20 protein-coding genes and 1 riboswitch are annotated in these 19,844 nt (G+C 71.2%); of the genes, 6 read left to right on the top strand and 14 right to left on the bottom strand.

What is annotated here, in order from left to right; translation table 11 throughout:
• Nucleotides 1-27 precede the first annotated feature (27 nt).
• Nucleotides 28-558, top strand: coding sequence for a peptide chain release factor-like protein (locus tag IPL40_08535; protein MBK8481208.1), 531 nt, complete (start codon nt 28-30; stop codon nt 556-558).
• 70 nt (nt 559-628) lie between these two features.
• On the opposite strand, the gene rpmB is transcribed toward IPL40_08535, so the two are convergent.
• The 5 genes from rpmB to IPL40_08510 all read right to left on the bottom strand — a co-directional run bounded on the left by rpmB (nt 629) and on the right by IPL40_08510 (nt 4,055).
• Nucleotides 629-868, bottom strand: coding sequence for a 50S ribosomal protein L28 (gene rpmB, locus IPL40_08530; GenBank protein ID MBK8481207.1), 240 nt, complete (start codon nt 866-868; stop codon nt 629-631).
• A 185-nt stretch (nt 869-1,053) separates the two neighbouring features.
• A complete protein-coding gene (locus tag IPL40_08525) occupies nt 1,054-2,436 on the bottom strand; it encodes a hypothetical protein (protein ID MBK8481206.1) in 1,383 nt (460 codons plus the stop codon).
• A gap of 353 nt (nt 2,437-2,789) precedes the next feature.
• A complete protein-coding gene (locus IPL40_08520) occupies nt 2,790-3,047 on the bottom strand; it encodes a DUF2934 domain-containing protein (GenBank protein MBK8481205.1) in 258 nt (85 codons plus the stop codon).
• A gap of 285 nt (nt 3,048-3,332) precedes the next feature.
• Nucleotides 3,333-3,494: a hypothetical protein gene (locus IPL40_08515; protein MBK8481204.1), complete on the bottom strand. Its 162-nt coding sequence runs from the start codon at nt 3,492-3,494 to the stop codon at nt 3,333-3,335.
• A gap of 39 nt (nt 3,495-3,533) precedes the next feature.
• The gene (locus tag IPL40_08510) at nt 3,534-4,055 is read right to left on the bottom strand and encodes an acyltransferase (protein ID MBK8481203.1); all 522 of its coding nucleotides are present in this window, start codon (nt 4,053-4,055) and stop codon (nt 3,534-3,536) included.
• A 101-nt stretch (nt 4,056-4,156) separates the two neighbouring features.
• Between IPL40_08510 and IPL40_08505 the strand changes: the two genes are divergently transcribed.
• Nucleotides 4,157-5,740 carry a peptide MFS transporter gene (locus IPL40_08505; protein ID MBK8481202.1) on the top strand — a complete coding sequence of 528 codons (1,584 nt, stop codon included), beginning with the start codon at nt 4,157-4,159 and terminating at the stop codon, nt 5,738-5,740.
• Nucleotides 5,741-5,792: 52 nt separating this feature from the next.
• Nucleotides 5,793-7,553: a long-chain-acyl-CoA synthetase gene (locus tag IPL40_08500; GenBank protein ID MBK8481201.1), complete on the top strand. Its 1,761-nt coding sequence runs from the start codon at nt 5,793-5,795 to the stop codon at nt 7,551-7,553.
• 25 nt (nt 7,554-7,578) lie between these two features.
• Here the strand turns inward: IPL40_08500 and IPL40_08495 are convergent, their stop codons facing one another.
• The 4 genes from IPL40_08495 to IPL40_08480 all read right to left on the bottom strand — a co-directional run bounded on the left by IPL40_08495 (nt 7,579) and on the right by IPL40_08480 (nt 10,143).
• Nucleotides 7,579-8,067, bottom strand: coding sequence for a DUF2059 domain-containing protein (locus IPL40_08495; protein MBK8481200.1), 489 nt, complete (start codon nt 8,065-8,067; stop codon nt 7,579-7,581).
• A gap of 193 nt (nt 8,068-8,260) precedes the next feature.
• Entirely contained in the window at nt 8,261-8,818 is a 558-nt protein-coding gene (locus tag IPL40_08490; protein MBK8481199.1) for a hypothetical protein, read from the bottom strand.
• A 52-nt stretch (nt 8,819-8,870) separates the two neighbouring features.
• Nucleotides 8,871-9,518: an autotransporter outer membrane beta-barrel domain-containing protein gene (locus IPL40_08485; GenBank protein MBK8481198.1), complete on the bottom strand. Its 648-nt coding sequence runs from the start codon at nt 9,516-9,518 to the stop codon at nt 8,871-8,873.
• Between the two features lie 9 nt (nt 9,519-9,527).
• Nucleotides 9,528-9,602, bottom strand: a riboswitch (cyclic di-GMP riboswitch).
• A 91-nt stretch (nt 9,603-9,693) separates the two neighbouring features.
• On the bottom strand, nt 9,694-10,143 hold the full coding sequence (locus IPL40_08480) for a hypothetical protein (GenBank protein ID MBK8481197.1): 450 nt from the start codon (nt 10,141-10,143) through the stop codon (nt 9,694-9,696).
• Between the two features lie 264 nt (nt 10,144-10,407).
• On the opposite strand from IPL40_08480, the gene IPL40_08475 reads away from it, so the two are divergent.
• On the top strand, nt 10,408-11,121 hold the full coding sequence (locus IPL40_08475; protein ID MBK8481196.1) for a queuosine precursor transporter: 714 nt from the start codon (nt 10,408-10,410) through the stop codon (nt 11,119-11,121).
• 44 nt (nt 11,122-11,165) lie between these two features.
• Complete coding sequence (locus IPL40_08470) at nt 11,166-13,331, top strand: thioredoxin domain-containing protein (GenBank protein ID MBK8481195.1); 2,166 nt, start codon at nt 11,166-11,168, stop codon at nt 13,329-13,331.
• Here IPL40_08470 and IPL40_08465 read toward each other — a convergent pair whose 3' ends face one another.
• The 5 genes from IPL40_08465 to IPL40_08445 all read right to left on the bottom strand — a co-directional run bounded on the left by IPL40_08465 (nt 13,332) and on the right by IPL40_08445 (nt 18,512).
• On the bottom strand, nt 13,332-14,591 hold the full coding sequence (locus IPL40_08465) for a DUF1015 domain-containing protein (GenBank protein MBK8481194.1): 1,260 nt from the start codon (nt 14,589-14,591) through the stop codon (nt 13,332-13,334). It abuts the gene before it with no gap.
• 245 nt (nt 14,592-14,836) lie between these two features.
• Nucleotides 14,837-15,304 (bottom strand): 5-(carboxyamino)imidazole ribonucleotide mutase, encoded by a 468-nt coding sequence (purE, locus tag IPL40_08460; protein MBK8481193.1) that lies wholly within the window; start codon nt 15,302-15,304, stop codon nt 14,837-14,839.
• A gap of 161 nt (nt 15,305-15,465) precedes the next feature.
• Complete coding sequence (locus IPL40_08455) at nt 15,466-16,440, bottom strand: diguanylate cyclase (protein ID MBK8481192.1); 975 nt, start codon at nt 16,438-16,440, stop codon at nt 15,466-15,468.
• 36 nt (nt 16,441-16,476) lie between these two features.
• A complete protein-coding gene (xseA, locus tag IPL40_08450) occupies nt 16,477-17,973 on the bottom strand; it encodes an exodeoxyribonuclease VII large subunit (GenBank protein ID MBK8481191.1) in 1,497 nt (498 codons plus the stop codon).
• Nucleotides 17,970-18,512, bottom strand: a complete 543-nt coding sequence (locus IPL40_08445; protein ID MBK8481190.1) for a hypothetical protein — start codon at nt 18,510-18,512, stop codon at nt 17,970-17,972. Before IPL40_08445 ends, xseA begins: the two co-directional genes overlap by 4 nt.
• A gap of 166 nt (nt 18,513-18,678) precedes the next feature.
• Here IPL40_08445 and IPL40_08440 point away from each other — a divergent pair, with 166 nt between their 5' ends.
• Nucleotides 18,679-19,842: a 2-C-methyl-D-erythritol 2,4-cyclodiphosphate synthase gene (locus IPL40_08440; protein MBK8481189.1), complete on the top strand. Its 1,164-nt coding sequence runs from the start codon at nt 18,679-18,681 to the stop codon at nt 19,840-19,842.
• The last annotated feature ends 2 nt before the right edge of the window (nt 19,843-19,844 follow it).

Below are 19,844 nucleotides of genomic sequence, written 5' to 3'. Positions count from 1 at the left end.
TTCGGGCGCATCGGCGATGCTTCCCTGATGAGCGATCTCGCCCTGCCGGCGGCGGCCTTTCTCGCGCTCAGCGACGCGGCCCTGCTCGCACAGTGCGAGCTTCAGACCTTTCGCGGCTCCGGACCAGGTGGTCAGAAGCGCAACAAGACCAGCAGCGCGGTGCGCCTACACCACCGCCCGACGGGGCTGGCGGCCGAGGCGACGCGGACGCGGTCTCAGCACGAGAATCGGCGTATGGCGTTGCGGGCGCTGCGGCTGCGGCTGGCGCTCGAATGGCGCGCCCCGGTCGCGCTTGCCGACTATCGCCCACCCGCAGCGTTGTCGACCTGGCTGGCCGCCGCACCACCGCCGGGGCCCCGCAGTGCCGGCTACGCCTCCGCCATCGCGGCGTTGCTCGACCTCTTCGTGGCCTGCGAGTGTTCGGTTCGCGCGGTCGCCGCACACGTCGGGCTGGGCAGCGCCGCGCTGGCTCGCCGCCTGCTTCGGGATGCTACGCTCGGCCAGAAGGTCAACGAGCTGAGGCTGGCACGCCAGCTCCGCCGGCTGCGCCCAGGCTGAGCTCTGCTGATCGGCGCGACGACGGGGGGGTCTGGGTGCTTAGCGGGTGCTTAGCGCTGCTTAGCGCTGCTTAGGTAACGTCGCCGAGACGCAGCCCCTGCTCGGCCAAGAAGCGATCGAGGCCCTGCCGGGTGACGGTACGCAGCGCCCGCGCCGAGAGGCGGACGCGCACGAAGCGCTGCTGCGACTCGAGCCACAAGCGCTTGTTGCGCAAATTGGGTAGCTGCAGCGACTTCGTCTTGATGTTGGAGTGAGAGACGGTGTTCGCCACGTTCGGACGTGCACCGGTCAAGCTACAGCGCCAGGCCATCAGATCACCTTCCCTCAACCGCGTCAGTCGCGCGGCGCGTCAGTCGCGCCGCGCCAGCCGAACTGGGGGCGTGGTGTAGATCATCGGCTCGGTGCTGTCAACGAATGTCCCGCCAGTGGTGTGGGCGTGTGGGCGTGGTTCGGGCGTGCGCAACGCCAAGCCGACGCTGACCGCGACCACGTGCGCTACTTCGGCTTCCTCGACCCGCTCGGCCTGCGGCCCGCGGCCTGCTTCGCGGACCGCTTCGGCGCCGCCTGCTTCGGCGCCTGCTTCGCGGCGGCCTGCTTCGCCGCCGGCTTCGGCGCCGCCTGCTTCGCGGACCGCTTCACTGCCGCCTGCTTCGCCGCCTGCTTCGGTGCCGCCTGCTTCGCGGACCGCTTCACTGCCGCCTGCTTCGCCGCCTGCTTCGGTGCCGCCTGCTTCGCGGACCGCTTCACTGCCGCCTGCTTCGCCGCCTGCTTCGGTGCCGCCTGCTTCGCGCTCTTGCTGACCGGGCTGGGCCGGGCCGGGCTCGGCTTGACCGCGTTGGTCCGGGCTGCCGCTCTCTTCGGCGAGCCGGTCCTCCGCGGCGGACCAGCAGAGGCGCGCGCCTGCGACCCGTGCGTGCGGATCAATGCCGTCGCTGCCGACTTGGGCGACCCGGGAGGCCTCGACGCGCTCGCGGGCTCTGACGCGCTGGCGGCCTTGGCGGTGGCCAGCGCGCTCCGCTGGGGACGTGCCTCGGCGCTGGTCTTTGGCACGGGCTCGAACTCAGGCTTGAACTCGACCCTGAACTCGGCCGTGACCTGCGCCGCGACCTCGGCCGCGACCTCCGCGGCAACCTGGACCGCGCCCCCGGGCTGAGCCCCGAGCTCGAGGGGAACCGCGCCCTCCGGCGCAACGCTCAAGGGCGCTGCCTCCACGGGCTTCGGCTTCCAGAGATCGCGGAACGCCTGCTCCGCTGCCGCACGGCGGTCGGAGACGGCCAGCGCCAGGGGCGGCTGCAGCGGCGCGCCGGCGACCGATCCGAGCGTGGCCGCCGGCGCGGCGCCCGCCCCACCCTCGCCTGCCGGCGGCGCACTCTCGGCCTGTACGGGTGCGGCCTTCGAGGTCGGCGCGGCCTCGGCCGGCGTCAGCGGCGGCCCGCCCTCGAGCTCGCGCACGCGCCGTCGGAGCTCGCGGATCTCGAGGTCGAGCTGCTTGGCCTCGGCCTTGAGGCCGCCACCGGAGAACTGCGCCTCCAGCAGACGCTGCTTGATCGTGTCCTCATGCTTCTTCTGCTTGACGAGCTGGTCGAGCAGCTCCTTGTTGCGCGTCTGGAGGTCGTCGCAGGCCTTCTGCTGCTGAGCGACGCGGCCCATCAGCTCCAGCTTGGCCTGCTCGAGCTCGCGCGAGCGCTGGACGGAGGCGCTGCCGGTCTGCGCCTCGACCGCCTTGCGCCAGCCCCGCAACGCGAGTTCGAAGGGCGCGTCCGCCTGCAGCAGGGGCAGCGGATCGTCCTGCTCCAACAGCTTCGCGACCTGCGCCAATACATGCCGCAAGGCGGCCGCCAGGCTCAAGCGCGTGGTCGACTCAAGCTTCTCACTCATGTCTCACTCATGATTGTCCATGGCGCCGCGATTGCTGATCTCTAACGCTGATCTCTATTGCGGATCTTAGGGACTGCCAAGCAGCGGCGACGACTGGGGCGCTCGAGACGAAAGGCCCCGACCAGCGTGGTCCCGCCAGCCCCGCCTCAGATTGGCCGCACGCCAGATTGGCCGCACGCCAGATTGGCCGCACGATCAGGAATCGCGACGCAGCGCCGTTGAGCGGCGCGCACAGCCGCTGAGCGGCGCGCGGCGAGATGAGCGCCAGCGCCCGGCCTTCCGGCCACAGCCACCGATGACGAGGCGGCCCGCGGCGCGCGCCGTCCACCCGCCCCACGCTGCTCTTGGCGTCGCTAGTTCTTGTTGGCCGAGAGGTCGCGCTCGGCCTCGGCCCAGTCCTCGTCGGCGTGGCCATCGGTGCAGCCGCGCTCGAGGTAGAGCTCGTAGGCTCGCGTCGCGATCTCTTCCTTTGACGGTGTGCGCCGCAGTCCGCCACGAGGCGCGCCAGCGGCGGCCTTGGGGGGCGCGCTGGCAGCAGCCCGGGCAGCGCCGAGCGCCGCGCTCGAGGTCTCCGCCTTGCTGTTGTTCTTCTTCGTGGTGGCCATGCTCATCGTCTTCCTCCGCTCTCCGCCGCCGCACCGTTACCCGAAGTCGACCCAAGGGGCCACAGGTCACCAACAGCGCGTCGGCAACAGCGCGTCGGCGCCCTCGGATCAGGTGTGCGTAGCAGTCAGCCGTGTTCTACAACAATTCGGTCGTGGTCGTCGAGTTACCGCAAGCGCCCGGCGGTCGCCCGCCGGCGTCGCCCGGGCACGCCGCCCACCGCGGCTCGGCCTGCCGACCCGCGGAAGAGGACCGTCCGCGGTGAGGGGCGGTGCGCGCCGGCCGCCGTGGACTCAGGACGCCCCGCGCGCGCGCTCGAGGCGACGCTCGGCCTGCCGACGCTCCTCCGCATCGACGAGCGCTCGCAGACGGGCAAGCTCCGCCTCCTGCCGGCTGCCGGCCAGGGTCCAGCCGATGAACGCGCCGACGATCAGGCACAGCGGGATGTAGATCACGTGCAACCAGCGAATGGGGCACCTCCAACGCGGCGGAACCTAAGGCGCGGCGCGGCGACGCAGCTCGCGCGCCGGATTGCCGGCCACGATCGCCAGCGGCGCCACGTCGCGCGTGACCACGGCACCCGCGCCGACCTGCGCCCGCGCTCCGATCGTCACGCCCGGCAGGACGATCGCGCCGACGCCGATATCCGCGCCCTCTTCGATCACGACCGGGGCGAAGTCAAGCGGCGCGCGCAGGATCGGCACCGCTGTGGAATCGAGGCGATGCGACGAGGTGACGATCTTGACGCCGGGTCCGATGCCGACGTCGCGGCCGATCGTGAGGTTGCCGCCGGCGTGCAGAAAGCAGAGCTGTCCGATCCAGGTCCCGGAGCCGATCGTCAGGCGCCCGCGATAGTAGCCCTTGAGGATCGTCTGATGCCCGACGTAAACATCGTCGCCGATCTCGATCTGCTCGGGATGAAAAACCAGGACGCCCGGCTCGAAGACCACGCCCTGGCCGAGGCGCGCAAACGAACCCAGGTCGAAGTGCCCGTCGCCATGACTGCGTGCCGGCATCGCTCTCCTCGCCCCTCGCCGCCCCACGGGCGCCGACGATAACACGGCCGTCCGCGGCGGGTTCTTGAGTTACACTGCGCGGCCCCCCGAGCGGAGTCGCGATGCCCGAGCCAGACGCCAGCGCCACCGCCCCCCTGGCCACGCACGCCCTCCCCGCCGGCGGGCCGCGGCGCCGGCGCCATCCGCGCGGCCTGAGGGTGCTCTTCATTACCGAGCTATGGGAGCGCTTCAGCTTCTACGGTATGCGCTCGCTCCTGACGCTCTACATGACCCGTGTCCTGCGCTACTCGGACCGCCGCGCCTACGGCGTCTACGGCGCCTACGGTGCGCTCGTCTACGCCTGTCCGCTCGCCGGCGGCGTGCTCGCCGACCGCCTGCTCGGCTATCGCGTGGCGGTGCTGCTCGGCGCCGTCTTGATGGCTCTTGGCCACTTCGTGATGGCGATCCGCCATGAGCTCGCGCTCTACGTCGCGCTGGCCTTGCTCTGTCTCGGCAACGGCTTCTTCAAACCCAACATCTCGAGCCTGGTCGGTCGCCTCTACGCCACGGGTGATCCGCGCCGCGATGCGGGCTTCACGATCTTTTACATGGGGATCAACGCCGGGGCCTTCCTCGCGCCCCTGATTTGCGGCAGCCTCGGCGAACGCGTCGACTGGCATTGGGGCTTCGGCCTGGCCGGCATCGGCATGCTCGTCGCCCTGCTGTGGTTCGGGCGCGGCCGCGCGGCGCTCGAGGGCCATGGCGAGCCGCCCAGCCTCGAGGCGCTGAGGGCAAGGCGCTGGCTCGGGCGCAGCGCCTTGCAGCTGATCGTGCTCGGCAGCCTCGCGGCCGTGCCGCTGCTGGCCTTCGCGCTGCGGCGGCCGGAGCTCGTCGCCTGGCTACTCTACGGCGCCGGCGCCGCGGTCTACGGCGGGTTGGTCTGGGTCGCGCTGCGCTCGGACGCCCAGACGCGCGGGCGGCTGCTGCTCGCCCTCGTGCTGATGGCCTGCTCGACGGTTTTTTGGGCGCTCTTCGAGCAGGCAGGCAGCTCGCTGACGCTCTTCGCCGCGCGCAACGTCGATCGCTCGCTCGCCCACGGCCCGATCGGCGCCCTGTTTCGCACCCTGGCGCCCGAAACCCCGCTCCCGGAGCTGCCCGCGTCGGTGCTGCAGGCGGCCAATCCGCTCTTCCTCCTCGCGCTCGGGCTCCCCGCCGCGGCGCTCTGGACGACGCTCAATCGGCGGGGCAGCGACCCCTCAGTACCGACGAAGTTTGGCGTGGCCCTGCTTCAACTGGGCCTCGGCTACCTCGTGCTGGTAGCCGGCACCGCTTGGGCCGACGCCCAAGGCCGCGTCGCGCTGCGTTGGTTGCTGGGGCTCTACCTGCTGCACACCTCTGGCGAGCTCTGCCTCTCGCCAATCGGGCTCTCGGCGATGACGCGCCTCGCGCCGCCCCATCTGGCCGGCACCTTGATGGGCGCCTGGTTCCTCGCCAGCTCCTACTCGCACCACTTCGGCGGGCTGATCGCCGCGATGACGGCGCTGCCCTCGAGCACCGGCACCGACGCCACAGCACCCGCGGCCGCTGCCGCGCTACAGCTCTATGTCTCGGTCTTCGCCCGCCTGGGCTACCTGGCGCTCGGCGTCGGCGCGCTGCTGCTCGTCAGCGCCCGCTGGCTGCAGCGACCGCTGCGCGGCATCGACTAGCGCGAGGGTCGACGCGCACGCGGGTCGACGCGTGCAGGGAGAGGGAGCAGGGATGCGTGCTTTGCCACGTCAGCTCCGCAGCACCGCGCAGGCGATCGCGGCCCAGCTGCGCTGGGATCCCGACTCGAACCAGACCCTCGCGCTGCAGCTCGAGCAATGGGCGCGCGCGCGCGCCGCCGATCCGCTGCTCTGGTTCGAGGGGCGCCGCTGGTCGGTAGCCGCGGTCAACGCGGCGGTCAACCAGCACGCGCACGCCTACCACGCGCTCGGTCTGCGGCCGGGCGACGTCGTCGCCTTGCTCTTTGACAACCGCCCGGCCTATCTCTTTCACTTCTACGCGCTGGCGAAGCTCGGTGTCGTCGCGTCACTGCTCGACCCCCAGCTCGTCGGGGCGCCGCTGGCCCAGGCGATCGATGCCTGCCACCCGCAGCTCCTCGTCGCTTCGGGGGCGCAGCGCGCGCCGCTCGAGGCGATCCGCGACGCCGTCGCGCTCGGCAGCGGCCAGATCCTGGTCGATGACGAGGCCGGCGCCGGGGCGGCGCAACATGCCTGGGCGCGCGTGCTCGCCGAGCGCGCGACGAGCGATCCACCGCAGACCCTCGCGCGGCGGCTCGGCGACGTCATGGCCTATGTCTACACCAGCGGCACGACAGGGCTGCCGCGACCGGCCGTGATCAAGCACCACCGCCTGTGGCGCGCCGGCATGGTCTTCGGGGCCGCCCTGCGCGTCGCCCCCGAGGACTGCGTCTACAACTGCCTACCCCTCTGCCATGGCACGGCGGTGATCATCGCCGTCCCCGTCGCGCTGACGCAGCGCTGCCGCCTCGCGCTCGGTCGCCGCTTTTCGGCGCGGCGCTTCTGGGACGAGTGCCACGCCAGCGGCGCGACGATCTTCAGCTACGTCGGCGAGCTCTGCCGCTATCTGGCCCAGCAGCCCGCGGGACCCGCCGAGCGCGACCACAAGGTCACGCGCGTCTTTGGTAACGGCCTGCGCGCCGAGCTCTGGCCGACGCTGCGCCAGCGCTTCGGCGTGCGCCAGGTGCTCGAGTTCTACGCCTCGACCGAGGGTAACGCCGAGACGCTCAATCTGCTCAACACACCGGGCAGCTGCGGCGTGCTGGTGCCCGGGCGGATGGCGCTCGCGCGCTATGACCTCGAGCGCGACGCCCTGGTGCGTGACGCGAAGGGCTTCGCGGTCGCAGCAGCGCCCGAGGAGCCAGCGCTGCTGCTGGGTGCCATCAGCACGCAGCATGGCTTTGACGGTTACGTCGACCCGACGGCCACTGAGCAGCGCGTGCTGACCGACGTCTTCGCCCGCGGCGACCGCTGGTTCGACAGCGGCGACCTGCTGCGACGCGATCGGCTGCATCGGCTCTACTTCGTCGATCGCCTCGGTGATTCGTTTCGCTGGCAGGGCCATAACGTCTCGGCGCAGCAGGTCGAGGAGGTGCTGCTCCAGGCCCCCGGCGTGAAGCAATGCGCGGTCTATGGCGTGGCCGTGCCCGGCGCCGAAGGCCGCGCCGGCATGGCCGCCCTCGTCAGCGACGCGGGCTTCCACGGCGAGAGCTGCTACGAGTATCTCAGCCGTGCGCTGCCGCCCTCAGCACAGCCGCGCTTCCTGCGGCTGGTGGCGCAGCTCCCGCTCACGGGCAGCCTCAAACCGCGCAAGCGCGAGCTCCGCGAGCGGAGCTTCGACCCGGCGAGACTCGGCGAGGGCGAGTCGCTCTACGCCCGCGACGCGGCCCAACAGAGCTATGTCCCGCTGACGGCCGAGCTGTGGGCTGAGATCAACAGGGGCAGCTGGGCCGGCTAGCAGCCCGCGTGCTGCTGGGGGCGACCTACTTGCTGCCGCGCTTTTTGGCCCGCTCGAGCTCCTGCATCACCTGCTGCATGAACTGCTGGCCCCACTTCTGGCTGATGGCGACGGAGTCCTGCATCACCTTCGGCTGCACGCCGACGAAGCGGGCACCCACCGGGCTGCTGAAGAACCCGATCAGCTGCCTGATGTCGTCGTGGCTGAGATGCCGCGCGTAGAGCCCCGCAAGCTCATCGAGCAGCGCGCTGAAGTCGAGCTTCTTCTCGATTGTGCGCCAGAAGTCCGCCGGCACGTCGGTCGCGTTCTGTCGCATCATGCCGAGCATCTGGCTGATCATCTGCTTGCCCATTTGCTGGGCGCCGCTCAGCTCGAGCAGCTTGCGTGCGTCGCGCTGGTGCGCGGACATCCCGCTCGCGGCGGCGCGGGGCTTGGCCAGGGTCGGCGTCGCGGCCGCCCCCACCAGCAACAGGGCCACCGCCAGGGTCGTCGTCGTTCGTCGAATCGTCAGCATCGCGGGCTCCTCAGGCTAAGGGCGCGCGCCCAATCGCGCGCGGCGCGCACGATACTCATAGCATCGCCGCGGTGCAAAGTCCGGCGAGGCTGGGGTCGAGGATCGGGTCTCGCGGAGGGCCAAACGGCGGACAGGGCCTTGGGCTCGCGGTCCGGCGCGGCCGACCGGCGAGCGCTCCCGTCGTCGGCCGGCGCTAGAAGCGTAGCTCGTAGCCCAGCTCGAGATCGAGGCCGAGGTCGACCCCCACGCTCCAGGGGGCGGCGGGCGCGTCCATTTCGAGCTCGAGCTCGAAGGGCACGCGGGCGCGCACATAGCGCGTGTGGTCGAAGTCGTCGTTGACCTGCAGCGTCAAGGCGCCGTCGGAGGCGGACGCGGGGCTGCGCTCGCGCGAAAACTCGGCCAGCAGCACGTCGGGGTTGCCGCCGGTCGCCAACAGGCGGATGCGCACCGCGTGCACGAAGTCGAGACTGCTGACGCCGCTCGCCGGCACGACCCGCAGATCGGTCAGCTTGGCGTGGACGACGTAGTCCATCAGCTCGCTACCCAGACTCGCGTCGAAGACGCGCGTCTCGCTGACCCTTTGCCCCGCCAGGGGTCCGGCACCCTCGAAGGTGAGCTGCTGGGTCTGGACACTGTGGCGGACCTGCTCGATGTCGGCGGATACGGCGACACAGCCCGGGGCAGCCAGGCAGGCCAGCGCCAGGCAGAGGCCGCGAAGGTCGGTCGTCCGAGCGCGTGAAGGGGATCTCATGACATCGCTCCTTGGCGCGCCCGCTGCACTCGCGAGCGCGCTCCGTCTAGCGTCAGAAGTAGGCCAGGAGGCCGAGCTTCGCCGAGGGCACGAGCGCCCAGACCTTGGGATCCGCAAACGAGAGCGAGGGCTGGTTCAGCTCCTCGCGCAGGACCGCGTCGGCCTCATGCAGCGTCGTGTGCAGCGCGCTGAAGCCGGCGTGGACGAAGAAGACGAAGCTATCGGGTGAGCCGAGCTCCAGGCCGGCGTGGGCATTGCCGTAGCCATAGCCGACCCGCTTGAGCATCGGCGAGGTGACGCCAAAGCGCTCGGTCAGGGTGTTGGCATCGCCCTCGAAGACGTACCCGCCCTCGACCGTCAGCGAGGGGCTGATCCAGGCGTGGAAGGGCACCCAGGTCGCGCCGCCGCGCAACCCGAAGCTGAAGAGGTTGGTGGTGCCGCCGCCGTGCAGCCGGAGCCACGACCAGGGGCGCAGCACCAGCGAGACGCCCACGAGGTCAGGCACGCCGACGTCGACCAGCGCGCCGATCTGGAGGCCGCGCGCGGCCGGGGCGCGCCGCACGGTCGCGATGGGCTCGGCGCTCGGCTCCCGCGCGGCAGCGGGGGCCCCGACGGTGAGCAGGGCCAGCGCCGCGGCGACGCCGCTGAGCCAGCGCATGGCGGCGCGGCCGAGCGGCCACGCACGAGAAGAAGTCGACATTGCGCCCCCGTTGGTAGCCGGACGGACTCGGAGAGTCTCCTGGCTTTGCGTCCCCCGGTCGCCCGGGGTTTGCCCTGTTTCAAGGAAGCCGAAAGCTGCGCGTTGCTAAGGCCCCAGTCTACGTGCGGCGCGGTCAATGAGTCAATGGATTTTTGAAATATAGATAACCAAACATTTACTTATCATCGGCGCCGAGGCTTGGCGCGTAACCGGGGCACTTCGTCGCCACGATCGTGCACGAGCCCGGGTTGAGATTGCCCAAGGTCTGGAGCTTGCTTGCGAGATCGGCGAGATTCGACGAGCAGCTGAGGCCGGAAAGCAACGGCTTGATGGCGTCGATCAGGTCGTCGTAGCACTTCTGCAGCTCCCCGACGCTCGCGCTGCAGGTCTCCGCCCCGCCATCGCCAGCGGCCGGCGCACGCTCGCAGTCGAAGGAGCTCGCGACGTCGGTCCGACAGGCGTCCCGGGCCGCCTCGCAGGTCCCGCGTCCGGCCTGCGCCGCGGCCAGCCCGGTGAACGTGCAGGTCGCCTGCAACATATCCCGGCGGAACGCCTCGGCGTTGGCCTCGCACCAACTCGTCCATTGCGCCGGCGTCAGCTCGCTGACCTTCGTGGTCGCGGGCACGCCCCCCTCATCGTCACCGCACGCGCCAAGACACCCACAACCCAGCGCTGCCAATGCCACGATCCCCGCTGCGAATCTCATCGCCCGTCCTCCTTGAAAGAGTCCTGCTTGCTTGAGTCCTGCTGGCTTGCCGAGCAGCCATACGGGCCGCATCTCGCGACCGCGGCGGATGCTACCACGGACCAGGCACGCAGCCGCCGCCTGGCCGACCCCTGGCCCCTGCCGTATGCTTGCCGGCCATCTTCCACCCGGGCTGGGCTGACCATGAAACCCGTCGCGAGCCAACCACAGTACCTCGACGCAATCACCGCCGTCTTCATCACGGCTCTCTTGGCGTCGAACATCGTCTCGGCCAAGACCACCGCGCTGGGCGGGCTGACCCTCGGCGCCGGGGTCTTCGTCTTTCCGCTGAGCTATATCTTCGGCGACGTGCTGACCGAGGTTTATGGCTATCGGCGCTCGAGGCGGGTGATCTGGCTCGGCTTCGGCAGCGCGGCGCTCGCCGCCCTGATCTTCGTCATCTGCGACCGGCTGCCGCCCGCGGGCGCCTTTCGCCACCAGGCGGCCTTTCACACGGTCCTCGGGCCGAGCCCGCTCGTGCTCGCGGCGTCGCTGACAGCCTACGCCTGCGGCGAGTTCTGCAACTCGTACGTCTTGGCGAAGCTGAAAATCTGGTCCGCGGGCCGCCACCTCTGGCTGCGCACGATCGGCTCGACGATCGTCGGCGAGGCCGTCGACTCCGCCGTGTTCTACCCCCTGGCCTTCCTCGTGCTCCCGCTGCTGGTCGGCATGGAGGAGGCGCGTTGGCCCTGGGCCCAAGTGCAGACGGTGATGCTGACGAACTACGTGATCAAGGTCCTGGTCGAGGTCGTCTTCACGCCGGCGACCTATCGCCTGGTCGCGCTGCTCAAGCGCGCCGAGGGGCTCGACGTCTACGACCACGACACCAACTTCAGCCCCTTCGCCCTCGAGCGCTGAGCAGCCGCGCTCGGCCACCGCCCACAGCGCGAGAAGGAACCTCGATGCCAGCCATTCCGCCGCAGACGCCCGACGCCCCGGGCCGCCCCGACGCTGCCGCCGGCAACCGCCTGCGCGACGAGCTCAGCCCCTACCTGCTGCAGCACGCGCATAACCCCGTCGACTGGTACCCCTGGGGCGAGGCCGCCTTCGCGCGCGCGCGCGCCGAGGACAAGCCGATCTTCCTCTCGATCGGCTACGCGACCTGTCATTGGTGCCATGTGATGGAGCGCGAGAGCTTCGAGGATCCGGCCCTCGCGGCGCTGCTCAACGCCGCGTTCATCAACGTCAAGGTCGACCGCGAGGAGCGCCCGGACGTCGACCGCATCTACATGAGCTTCGTGCAGGCCACGAGCGGCCACGGCGGCTGGCCGCTCTCGGTCTGGCTCACGCCGGCCCTCGAGCCCTTCGTCGGCGGCACTTACTTCCCGCCGGAAGCGCGGCACGGGCAGATCGGGCTGCGCCAGGCGATCGTGCAGGTGCAGCGCGCCTGGCGCGAGCAGCGCAGAGAGCTCGAGGCGAACGCCGCCTTCGTGCTTGGCGAGCTGACGCGCTACGCGCAGGTCGAGGCCGACGCGGGGCCCCTCAACGAGGCCCTCTTCGACGAGGGGATCCGGGCCCTGATCGAGAGCTATGACGTCCAGGCCGCAGGCTTCGGCCTCGGCCCGAAGTTTCCCCGCCCGGCGAACCTCGAGCTGCTGGCGCGCGGCTTCGCCCGCAGCGGCGATCGGCAGCTGGCGCAGATGCTGCTGGCGACGCTGCAGGCCATGGCCCGCGGCGGCATCTACGACCACCTGGCGGGCGGCTTTCACCGCTATGCGGTCGACCGCTTCTGGCACGTGCCGCACTTCGAGAAGATGCTCTACGATCAGGCGCAGCTCCTGCGCTGCTACCTGGTCGGCCACCAACTGAGCGGCGAGGCGGCGCTGGCGCAGATCGCCCGCGACACCGCTGGCTACGTCGCCGCCGCCCTGACAGACGGCGCGACCGGGGCCTTCTACTCGGCCGAGGATGCTGACAGCCTCCCGGCCGACGGAGGGCGCGCGCGTGAGGGCGCGTACTACGTCTGGCAGGCGGGCGAGCTGCGCCGCTTGCTCGGCGAGGACGCGGCGGCCTTCGCCGCGCATTACGGCGTGACGGAGGCCGGCAACGCGGACGATCCCCACGGCGAGCTGAGGGGCCACAATGTGCTCCATGAGCAGCGCGATTTGACGACCACGGCCGCGCGGCTCGGTCTGGCACCGGAGGCCTTGCTGGCCACGCTGGCCGAGGGGCGTCAGCGCCTGCGCGCCGCGCGCGCGCTACGCCCGCGACCGCAGCGCGACGACAAGGTGCTCTGCGGCTGGAACGGCCTGATGATTTCGGCCCTCGCTCGCGCCGCCGCGAGCCTCGGCGACGCCAACGCGCTGCGCGCCGCCCAGCGTGCCGCGACCTTCCTCGCAGAAACGCTCTGGCAGCCGGCGCAGGGCAGGCTCCTGCGCCGCTATCGGGCCGGCGTCGCGGGCTGCACGGCCCAGCTCGACGACTACGTCTTCGCGGCCGAGGGGCTGCTGGACCTCTACCAGAGCAGCCTCGAGCTGCGCTGGTTGCAGCTCGCCGACACGCTCTGCGCCCGCGCCGTCGCGCTCTTCTTCGACGAGGCGGCGGGCGGCTTCTTCTCCAGCGTCGAGGGTGCCCCCGATTTGTTGCTGCGCCTCAAGGATGATCATGATGGCGCCGAACCGGCGGGCAGCTCGGTGGCCTGCAGCCTACTGCTGCGGCTGCACGCGCTGCTCGACCGCCCAGCCTGGCACGCGCGTGCCGAGCGCAGCCTGCGCTATTTCTCCGGACACCTGCGCCAGGCGCCGAGCGCGCTGCCGCTGCTCCTGGTGGCGCTCGACACCCTGCTCCACCCTCCTTGCACTGTCGTCTTGGTGGGCGAGCGCGAGGAGCCCGAGCTGCAGGCGTTGCTGGCCGTGCTGCGCCGCGGTTGGCGGCCCAACACCGAGCTCCTGCTGGCGGACGAGGCGCTGCGCGAGGCCTATGGCGCCGCACGACCAGCGCTGGTGGCGATGCAGCGGCTCGGCGGGCGCGCCACGGCCTATGTCTGCCACGACCACCGCTGCGCCGCGCCAACGGCCGATCCGGAGCAGCTCGAGCGCCTGCTCCCGACGCCGCTAACAGCCCGTTGATCAGGCAATCCGATCGGGAAGCGCGTCGACCAGGCTGCGTACGGCCATGCCACTGCGTGGCTTGGGCTCGAACCAGGTCGACTTCGGCGGCATGACCTCGCCAGCGTCGGCCACGGCCATCACCTCGTCGATCGCGACCGGGAAAACGGTGAAGGCGACGCCGCCATTCTTGTCGGCCCGCCGGACGAGCTCGGCGCTCCCACGGATCCCGCCGACGAACTGCAGCCGAGCGTCGGTGCGCGGCTCGCTGATGCCGAGGATGGGCGCGAGGAGGTTATCCTGGAGAATCGAGACGTCGAGGCGACGGACGACGTCGTCGGTCGGAAAGCTGCCTGGCCGCGCCCTCAGCCGATACCAAGCGCCGTCGCAATACATGCCGAAGGTCGTCGCGCGCTCCGGCAGCGGCGTCGCGGCCGGCGCCACCTCGAAGCCCGCGGCCGCGATCGCGGCCACCAGCGCCGCCGCCGTGCGGCCACCGCGATCGGTGACGACGCGGTTGTAGGGCAGGATCTGCATCTGGTCGTGTGGGAAGAAGAGCCCCATGAAGAAGTCGCCGCCCTGCGGTCCGCTGGCCTTCCCCTGGGCCAGGCGCCGCTGCCGCACCGCCGCCGCCGCCGCCGTGCGATGGTGGCCATCGGCGATGTAACAGGCGGGCACGGCGTCGAAGGCGCGTTGCAGCCCGGCGACCGCAGCAGGGTCGGCGACGACCCAAAAGCGGTGCCGTACCCCGTCGTCGAGGACGTAGTCGTAGACCGGCGCGCCCTCGCGCAGCCGCGCGACCAGCGCGTCGATCGCCGGCTGCGCGCGGTAGGTGATGAAGATCGGCCCGCTGTTGACCTGCAGCGCCTCGATGTGCCGCGTACGGCCCTCGAGCTCGAGCGCGCGCGTCTTCTCGTGCCGCTTGATCTGGTTGTTCTCGTACTCGTCGAGCGAGCCGGCGGCGACGACGCCGATCTGGACGTGATGCCCAAACGTCAGCTCGTAGAGATAGAACGCGGGCGCGGCCTCCTTGATCAGCCAGCCCTCCTCGATCAGCGCCTGCAGGTTGCGCTGGCCCGCTTGGTCGATCCGCGGATCGAACCGGTCGAGCTCGGCCGGCAGCTCGACGTCGGGGCGCGCCACGCGCATGAAGCTGTGCGGATTGCGCGCCAGGACGTCCAGCGCCTCTTGGCGGGTCACGACGTCATAAGGCGGACACGCTACCTCGGCAGCGGCATCAGCGCGGGGCCGCAGCGCGGCGAAGGGACGAAGATCGGCCATGACAGCTCCTTTGCACCGCTCTGGCGTGATGGATACGACGGGTGCGACGATCCAGGCGGCCGTGCCGACCGCCTCGCGGGGGCGCTTCTAGCACAGCACCCGCCGCGGCAACAGACTGCCAGGCCGACCCTCCGACCCGCTCCGACCCGCTCCGACCCGCGCGCAAAAGGGCGCGCTTTGGATGCGGCCAAGGATGAGGTCGCGGCGCCGCGTCTGGCGCGCGCAGCAAGGAGCCGCGGGGCGCGCTAATCCAGCGGCGGAAGCTCGGCGGCCTCGACCTTGTCGCGCAGCCGCTGGCGATAGCGGTCGAGCTGCTCGGCGACGCCGGCGTCATGCACGGCGAAAATCGCCGCGGCGGTGAGCGCCGCGTTCTGTGCGCCCGCGATGCCGATCGCCATCGTCGCCACAGGAATACCCGCCGGCATCTGGACGATCGCCAGCAGGGCGTCGAGGCCCTTGAGGGCGGTCGCGTCGATCGGCACGCCGATCACCGGCAGCGTCGTCTTGGCGGCCAGCACCCCCGGGAGGTGCGCCGCGCCCCCGGCCCCGGCGATGATCGCGCCGAGCCCGCGCTGGCGCGCGTTCGCGGCAAACTCGAAGGCCCTGTCCGGGGTCCGGTGCGCCGAAATGACGTGCGCCTCGTAGTCCAGCCCGAGCTCGCCAAGCAGCCGCGCCGCGTGCTGCATTGTGGTCCAATCCGACGCGCTGCCCATAACGATCGCCACACGCACAACAGACCTCCGGGATAGATTCGCGGGCCGCCGACCCGCAGAATAGGGCGCTTCAGGGCGCTTCAGGGCACTTCAGGGCGCTGGCCCGGCGGCGCGCAAGGCGCAGAGGAAGGCCGGCGAGTCGCCCGCGTCGCGAGCGCGCGTTAGCTACCGCCGCCCGCCAAGTCAGACAACACCGTGCCTCGCGTGACACGTTTCATCACCCGATTGCCGCCCTTGAGCTGGGCGGCCTTGAGCGCGACCAGGGCACTCTTGACCAGCCGCGAAAAGGTCAGATCGTCGCCCGGCACCATTCCCGCCAGGCCGACGCTCGCCGTCAGCCGCACGGCCTCACCGCTGCCACGGTAGGTGATGGCCATGATGCGCCGTTTGATCCGCCGCCCGACCTCCTCGGCCCCGGCCAGATCCGTGTGTGGCAAGAAGACCAGGATGCGGTCGGCGGCGAAGTGGATCGGCATGTCGATGGCCCGCACCGACTTGGCGATCGACGAGGCCAGCCCCGCGGTCACCTCGGCCGGGGGCGGCGCGGGCGCCACACCACCGACGGGCGTGGGCAGGGGATCAATCCCAACGACCATGATCGCCAGCGGATAGCCGTAGCGCTTGGCGCGCCGTACCTCCAGCGCCAGCTGCTCCTTCACCTCGTCGAAGCTATGAAAGCTGCCTGGGCGGCGTGGCCCGGCGCTGCGCTGCAAGCGCTGCTCGAGCTCGGCGACGGAGCTTCGCAGCTCCACGAGCTGGCGCCGCACGCGGCCAAGCTGGCGCGCCAGCGAAACAAAGCTCTCGAGGGCGGCCGCGCTGAAGGGACGGCGCAGGTAGCCATCGGCACCCATCTGCGCCAGGCCCTCAGCATCCGGCTCGTCGGCACTCGCGAGCAGCGCTGCGATCGGCAGGTGGGCCCCGCTGACCCCACGCAAAGCGCTGCAGAACTCGACGCCCGCCGGACCGGCCGCGACGAGCGCCGCGACCAACGACTCGTCGCCGAGCTCGCCTCTCGCCTGCTCGGCGCTGGTCGCCGCGATGGCCCGATAGCCCGTCTGCTTGACCAGCGCCAGCGTGCGCTTGAGCGCGCTCGCCTGCGGCTCGTAGACCAAGATCGAACGCTGTAGCTCACTCATCAGCAAAACCACGCTCAACGAGAGCAGTGTCGGCGACTATAGGGGCCCGCTTCCGCCGCGGTCAAGCGCGCCCGGTGCGCCGCGGGCTGCGCCCGCAGCACTGCCCTCGGCCTCGCTGCAGACACGCTCGATGCGGCAGACCAAGCCACCACGATGCAGCCGCGCCTCCACCCGCGCCCCGACCGCCACGCTTGCGGCGTCACGGATGAGGGTCCCTGAGTCGTCCTGGAGCAGGCAGTAGCCGCGCGCCAGCACCGCCAGCGGGCTGAGCGCGTCGAGCGTCGCCACGCTGCCCGCGAGCACGGCGCGATCGCGCTGCAGCCGCGCCTGTGCCGCCACGGTCAGCGCCGCCAAGAGCTGCTGCAAGCGCCCCGCGCCCCGCGCCAGGCGGGTCCGTGGGTGCGCCTGGCCCAGCCGCTGCCGCTGGTGGTCGAGGCGCTGGCGACCCCTGGCGAGCAGGCGCAGCTCGGCCGCCTGCAGCCGACTGCTGTGCTCGTCGAGGCGCATCCGGCCGCGGTCGAGCAAGCCCCGCGGCGAGATGACGCCGGCCTCCAAGCGCGTCAGCCGCAGGCGCTGGCGCTGCAGGCCCTGGTGGATGGCTCGCGCCAGGCGCCCTCCCCATTGGCCGAGCTGGTCGCGCAGCTCCCGCAGCACGGGGACCGCCAGCTCGGCCGCGGCCGACGGGGTGGCCGCCCGGCGATCGGCGACGAGGTCAGCAATCGTCACGTCGACCTCGTGGCCAACCGCGGAGATCACCGGAGTCCGCAGCGCGAAGATCGCGCGGGCGACGCGCTCGTCGTTGAAGGCCCACAGATCCTCGAGGCTGCCGCCGCCGCGGCCGACGATGATCAGGTCCGCGGCCAACGCGTCGGCGCGCGCCAGCGCGGCACAGATTTCCGCCGGTGCCTCGACCCCCTGCACCGCCGTCGGGCAGACGATCACGCGCACCGGACAGCGATCGTGGAGCACACGCACGATGTCGTGCAGCGCGGCCCCGGTCGGCGAGGTCACGACGGCGATCGTCCGCGGCAGGCGCGGGAGCGCGCGCTTATGCTGCGGGTCGAAGAGGCCCTCGGCCTCGAGCTTGCGTCGCAGCTGCTCGAAGGCGAGCTGCAAGGCGCCCAGCCCCACCGGTTCGGCGTGGTCGGCAGTCAGTTGAAAGCGACCGTAGCCCTCGTAGATCGTCAGCCGGCCGCGACAGCGCAGCTGCTGGCCGTCCTCGAGCCGGAACTTGAGCTGCTGCGCGGCGGAACGGAACATCACGAGCGCGAGCTGAGCCTGCGCGTCCTTGAGCGTGAAATAGCAATGGCCCGAGCTCGGTCGGCGCAGGTTGGAGACCTCGCCCTCGACCCACACCAGCGCGAAGCTGGCTTCGACGCAGCGCGCCGCCAACCGCACGAGCTGACTGACCGGATAGACGGTCGGCTCATCGAGCGCCGAGGCGTGAACCTCCGGCACGGGCTCGGGGCGCGCCTTCAGCAGAAGCTGCAGCGGACGCGCCGACGGCGGGTCCTCGGCGCTGGCGCCGCTCACGGCGCGCGGCCCTTCTCGCCCTCGACGCTCTCCCGCACCGTCTCCAGGTCCCGCGTGGCCTTGAGCTTCAGCCGCTCGAGGGACTCACGCAGGCCACAGAAGACCCACCGCGCACCGGCGCGGCAGAGCACCACCTCCTGCTCGCCGCTGCGCCAAACGACGCGGTCGCCCTGCGGCGCGCGCCCGGGCGCGGCGCCCAAGCGGGCCAAGCGCGCGAGGATCCCGCTGCGACGACTGTAGGCGGCGAAGTAACCGGCCACGTCCTTCGCCTCTGCCATCCACTGGGTCCGCCGCAGCTCGCGCGCCCGTCGCGCGAGCGGGTAATAGGCGAGCACATAATCGCGCTGCTGCCGCTGGGCCCGCAGCGCCGACATCAGCGACCATTGGCTCTCTTGGTCGAGCAGGCTCAGGAGCCTCGCGGCGTCGCCTCGGCGAGCCGCCTCGCCGAGGGCGACGAAGACCTCCTCGGCGCGCGTGGGCAACGCCGGTCGACAGCTCAGCAGCGGCAGCGCCAGGGCCAGCGCCCAACCAGCCGCCACACGAGAGCGAGAGCACCGAATCGGTCGCGCCATGCTGGGCAGGCTAGCCGCAAAGCGCGGCGTGAGGCAAACCTCGGCGGGCTCGCGGAGCGCACCCTCGGGCTGAGACTCCGCCTTGTCAGCCGCGGGGCCCTAGGCTACAAAGCCGCCCATGCATTGCTGTGGGTTGATCGTAGCTGGGGGACGTGGACGCCGCTTTGGCGGCCAGCGGCCAAAGCAGTACCGCCTCTTGCGCGATCGACCGTTGCTGGTCTGGGCGCTCGACGCATTTCAGCGCTGCGCGCGCATCGACTCGCTGCTGCTGGTGGTGCCCGCAGAGGAGCGCTCGCGCAGCGAGCAGCTGCTGGCGTCGCACGCCTTCAGCAAGCTCCAAGGGCTCTGCGACGGCGGGCCGGAGCGCAGTGACTCGGTGCGCAACGGCCTGCTGGCGCTACCCCCGGAGGCGACCCACGTCGCGATTCACGACGCCGCGCGGCCGCTGGTCAGCCCCGAGCTGATCGAGCGGGTGGTGCGCGTCGCCGGGGAGAGCGGCGCGGCGCTGGCGGCGCTGCCCGCCACCGACACGGTCAAGGTCGGTCGCGAGGGGCAGGTCGAACGCACGCTCGAGCGCGGTCTCGTGCACCTGGCGCAGACACCGCAGGTGTTCTCGGTGGCGCTGCTGCGCGAGGCCTACGCCCAGTGGGAAGCGGCTGGCCGCCCGCCATTGACGGATGATGCGCAGGTCGTCGAGCTCTACGGCGGCGGCGGCAGCGTGCGCCTGGTCAGCGGCGAGACGACCAACCTCAAGGTCACCGTCGAGGAGGACCTGACGCTCGCCGAGGCGATCCTCGCCAAGCAGCAGATCCGCGTGCGGCTGCCGCGCAGCGGCGTCGGCTACGATGTGCATCAGCTCGCGGCGGGGCAGCGGCTCGTGCTCGGTGGCGTGGAGATCCCCTTCGAGAAGGGCCTCGTCGGCCACTCCGACGCGGACGTCCTCGCCCACGCCATCGGCGATGCGCTGCTTGGCGCGGCGGCGCTCGGCGATCTGGGGCAGCACTTTCCCCCCAGCGACCCCCGCTTCAAGGGCGCTGACAGCCTCAAGCTGCTGGCGGAGATCCGCGATCTCGTCGAGCGCGCGGACTACCGCGTGGCCAATGTCGACAGCGTAATCGTGGCGCAAGCGCCGAAGCTGATGCCCTTCATCGGCAGCATGCGCGAGCGCCTGGCGGCTGCGCTGCGGATCGATCGCGATCGCGTCAGCGTCAAGGCGACGACGACCGAAGGTCTTGGCTTCGCTGGCCGTGGGGAGGGGATCGCCGCCTACGCGACGGTGAGCCTCGTACCGGCCTGAGG

This window comes from Pseudomonadota bacterium, assembly GCA_016711215.1.
In the GTDB taxonomy this organism is placed as follows: Bacteria; Myxococcota_A; Polyangia.
Note: the sequence above shows the minus strand (reverse complement) of the source record. Positions and strands in the feature narration are given on the sequence as shown.

What these genes read in the sequence shown, in the direction of transcription:
- IPL40_08520 (MBK8481205.1), bottom strand. Translation starts at nt 3,047, where the DNA reads ATGAGCATGGCCACCACGAAGAAGAACAACAGCAAGGCGGAGACCTCG.
- IPL40_08495 (MBK8481200.1), bottom strand. Translation starts at nt 8,067, where the DNA reads ATGCTGACGATTCGACGAACGACGACGACCCTGGCGGTGGCCCTGTTG.
- IPL40_08455 (MBK8481192.1), bottom strand. Translation starts at nt 16,440, where the DNA reads ATGAGTGAGCTACAGCGTTCGATCTTGGTCTACGAGCCGCAGGCGAGC.
- IPL40_08465 (MBK8481194.1), bottom strand. Translation starts at nt 14,591, where the DNA reads ATGGCCGATCTTCGTCCCTTCGCCGCGCTGCGGCCCCGCGCTGATGCC.
- IPL40_08475 (MBK8481196.1), top strand. Translation starts at nt 10,408, where the DNA reads ATGAAACCCGTCGCGAGCCAACCACAGTACCTCGACGCAATCACCGCC.
- rpmB (MBK8481207.1), bottom strand. Translation starts at nt 868, where the DNA reads ATGGCCTGGCGCTGTAGCTTGACCGGTGCACGTCCGAACGTGGCGAAC.
- IPL40_08505 (MBK8481202.1), top strand. Translation starts at nt 4,157, where the DNA reads ATGCCCGAGCCAGACGCCAGCGCCACCGCCCCCCTGGCCACGCACGCC.
- IPL40_08490 (MBK8481199.1), bottom strand. Translation starts at nt 8,818, where the DNA reads ATGAGATCCCCTTCACGCGCTCGGACGACCGACCTTCGCGGCCTCTGC.
- IPL40_08535 (MBK8481208.1), top strand. Translation starts at nt 28, where the DNA reads ATGAGCGATCTCGCCCTGCCGGCGGCGGCCTTTCTCGCGCTCAGCGAC.
- IPL40_08525 (MBK8481206.1), bottom strand. Translation starts at nt 2,436, where the DNA reads ATGAGTGAGAAGCTTGAGTCGACCACGCGCTTGAGCCTGGCGGCCGCC.
- purE (MBK8481193.1), bottom strand. Translation starts at nt 15,304, where the DNA reads ATGGGCAGCGCGTCGGATTGGACCACAATGCAGCACGCGGCGCGGCTG.
- IPL40_08510 (MBK8481203.1), bottom strand. Translation starts at nt 4,055, where the DNA reads ATGCCGGCACGCAGTCATGGCGACGGGCACTTCGACCTGGGTTCGTTT.
- IPL40_08470 (MBK8481195.1), top strand. Translation starts at nt 11,166, where the DNA reads ATGCCAGCCATTCCGCCGCAGACGCCCGACGCCCCGGGCCGCCCCGAC.
- IPL40_08500 (MBK8481201.1), top strand. Translation starts at nt 5,793, where the DNA reads ATGCGTGCTTTGCCACGTCAGCTCCGCAGCACCGCGCAGGCGATCGCG.
- IPL40_08485 (MBK8481198.1), bottom strand. Translation starts at nt 9,518, where the DNA reads ATGTCGACTTCTTCTCGTGCGTGGCCGCTCGGCCGCGCCGCCATGCGC.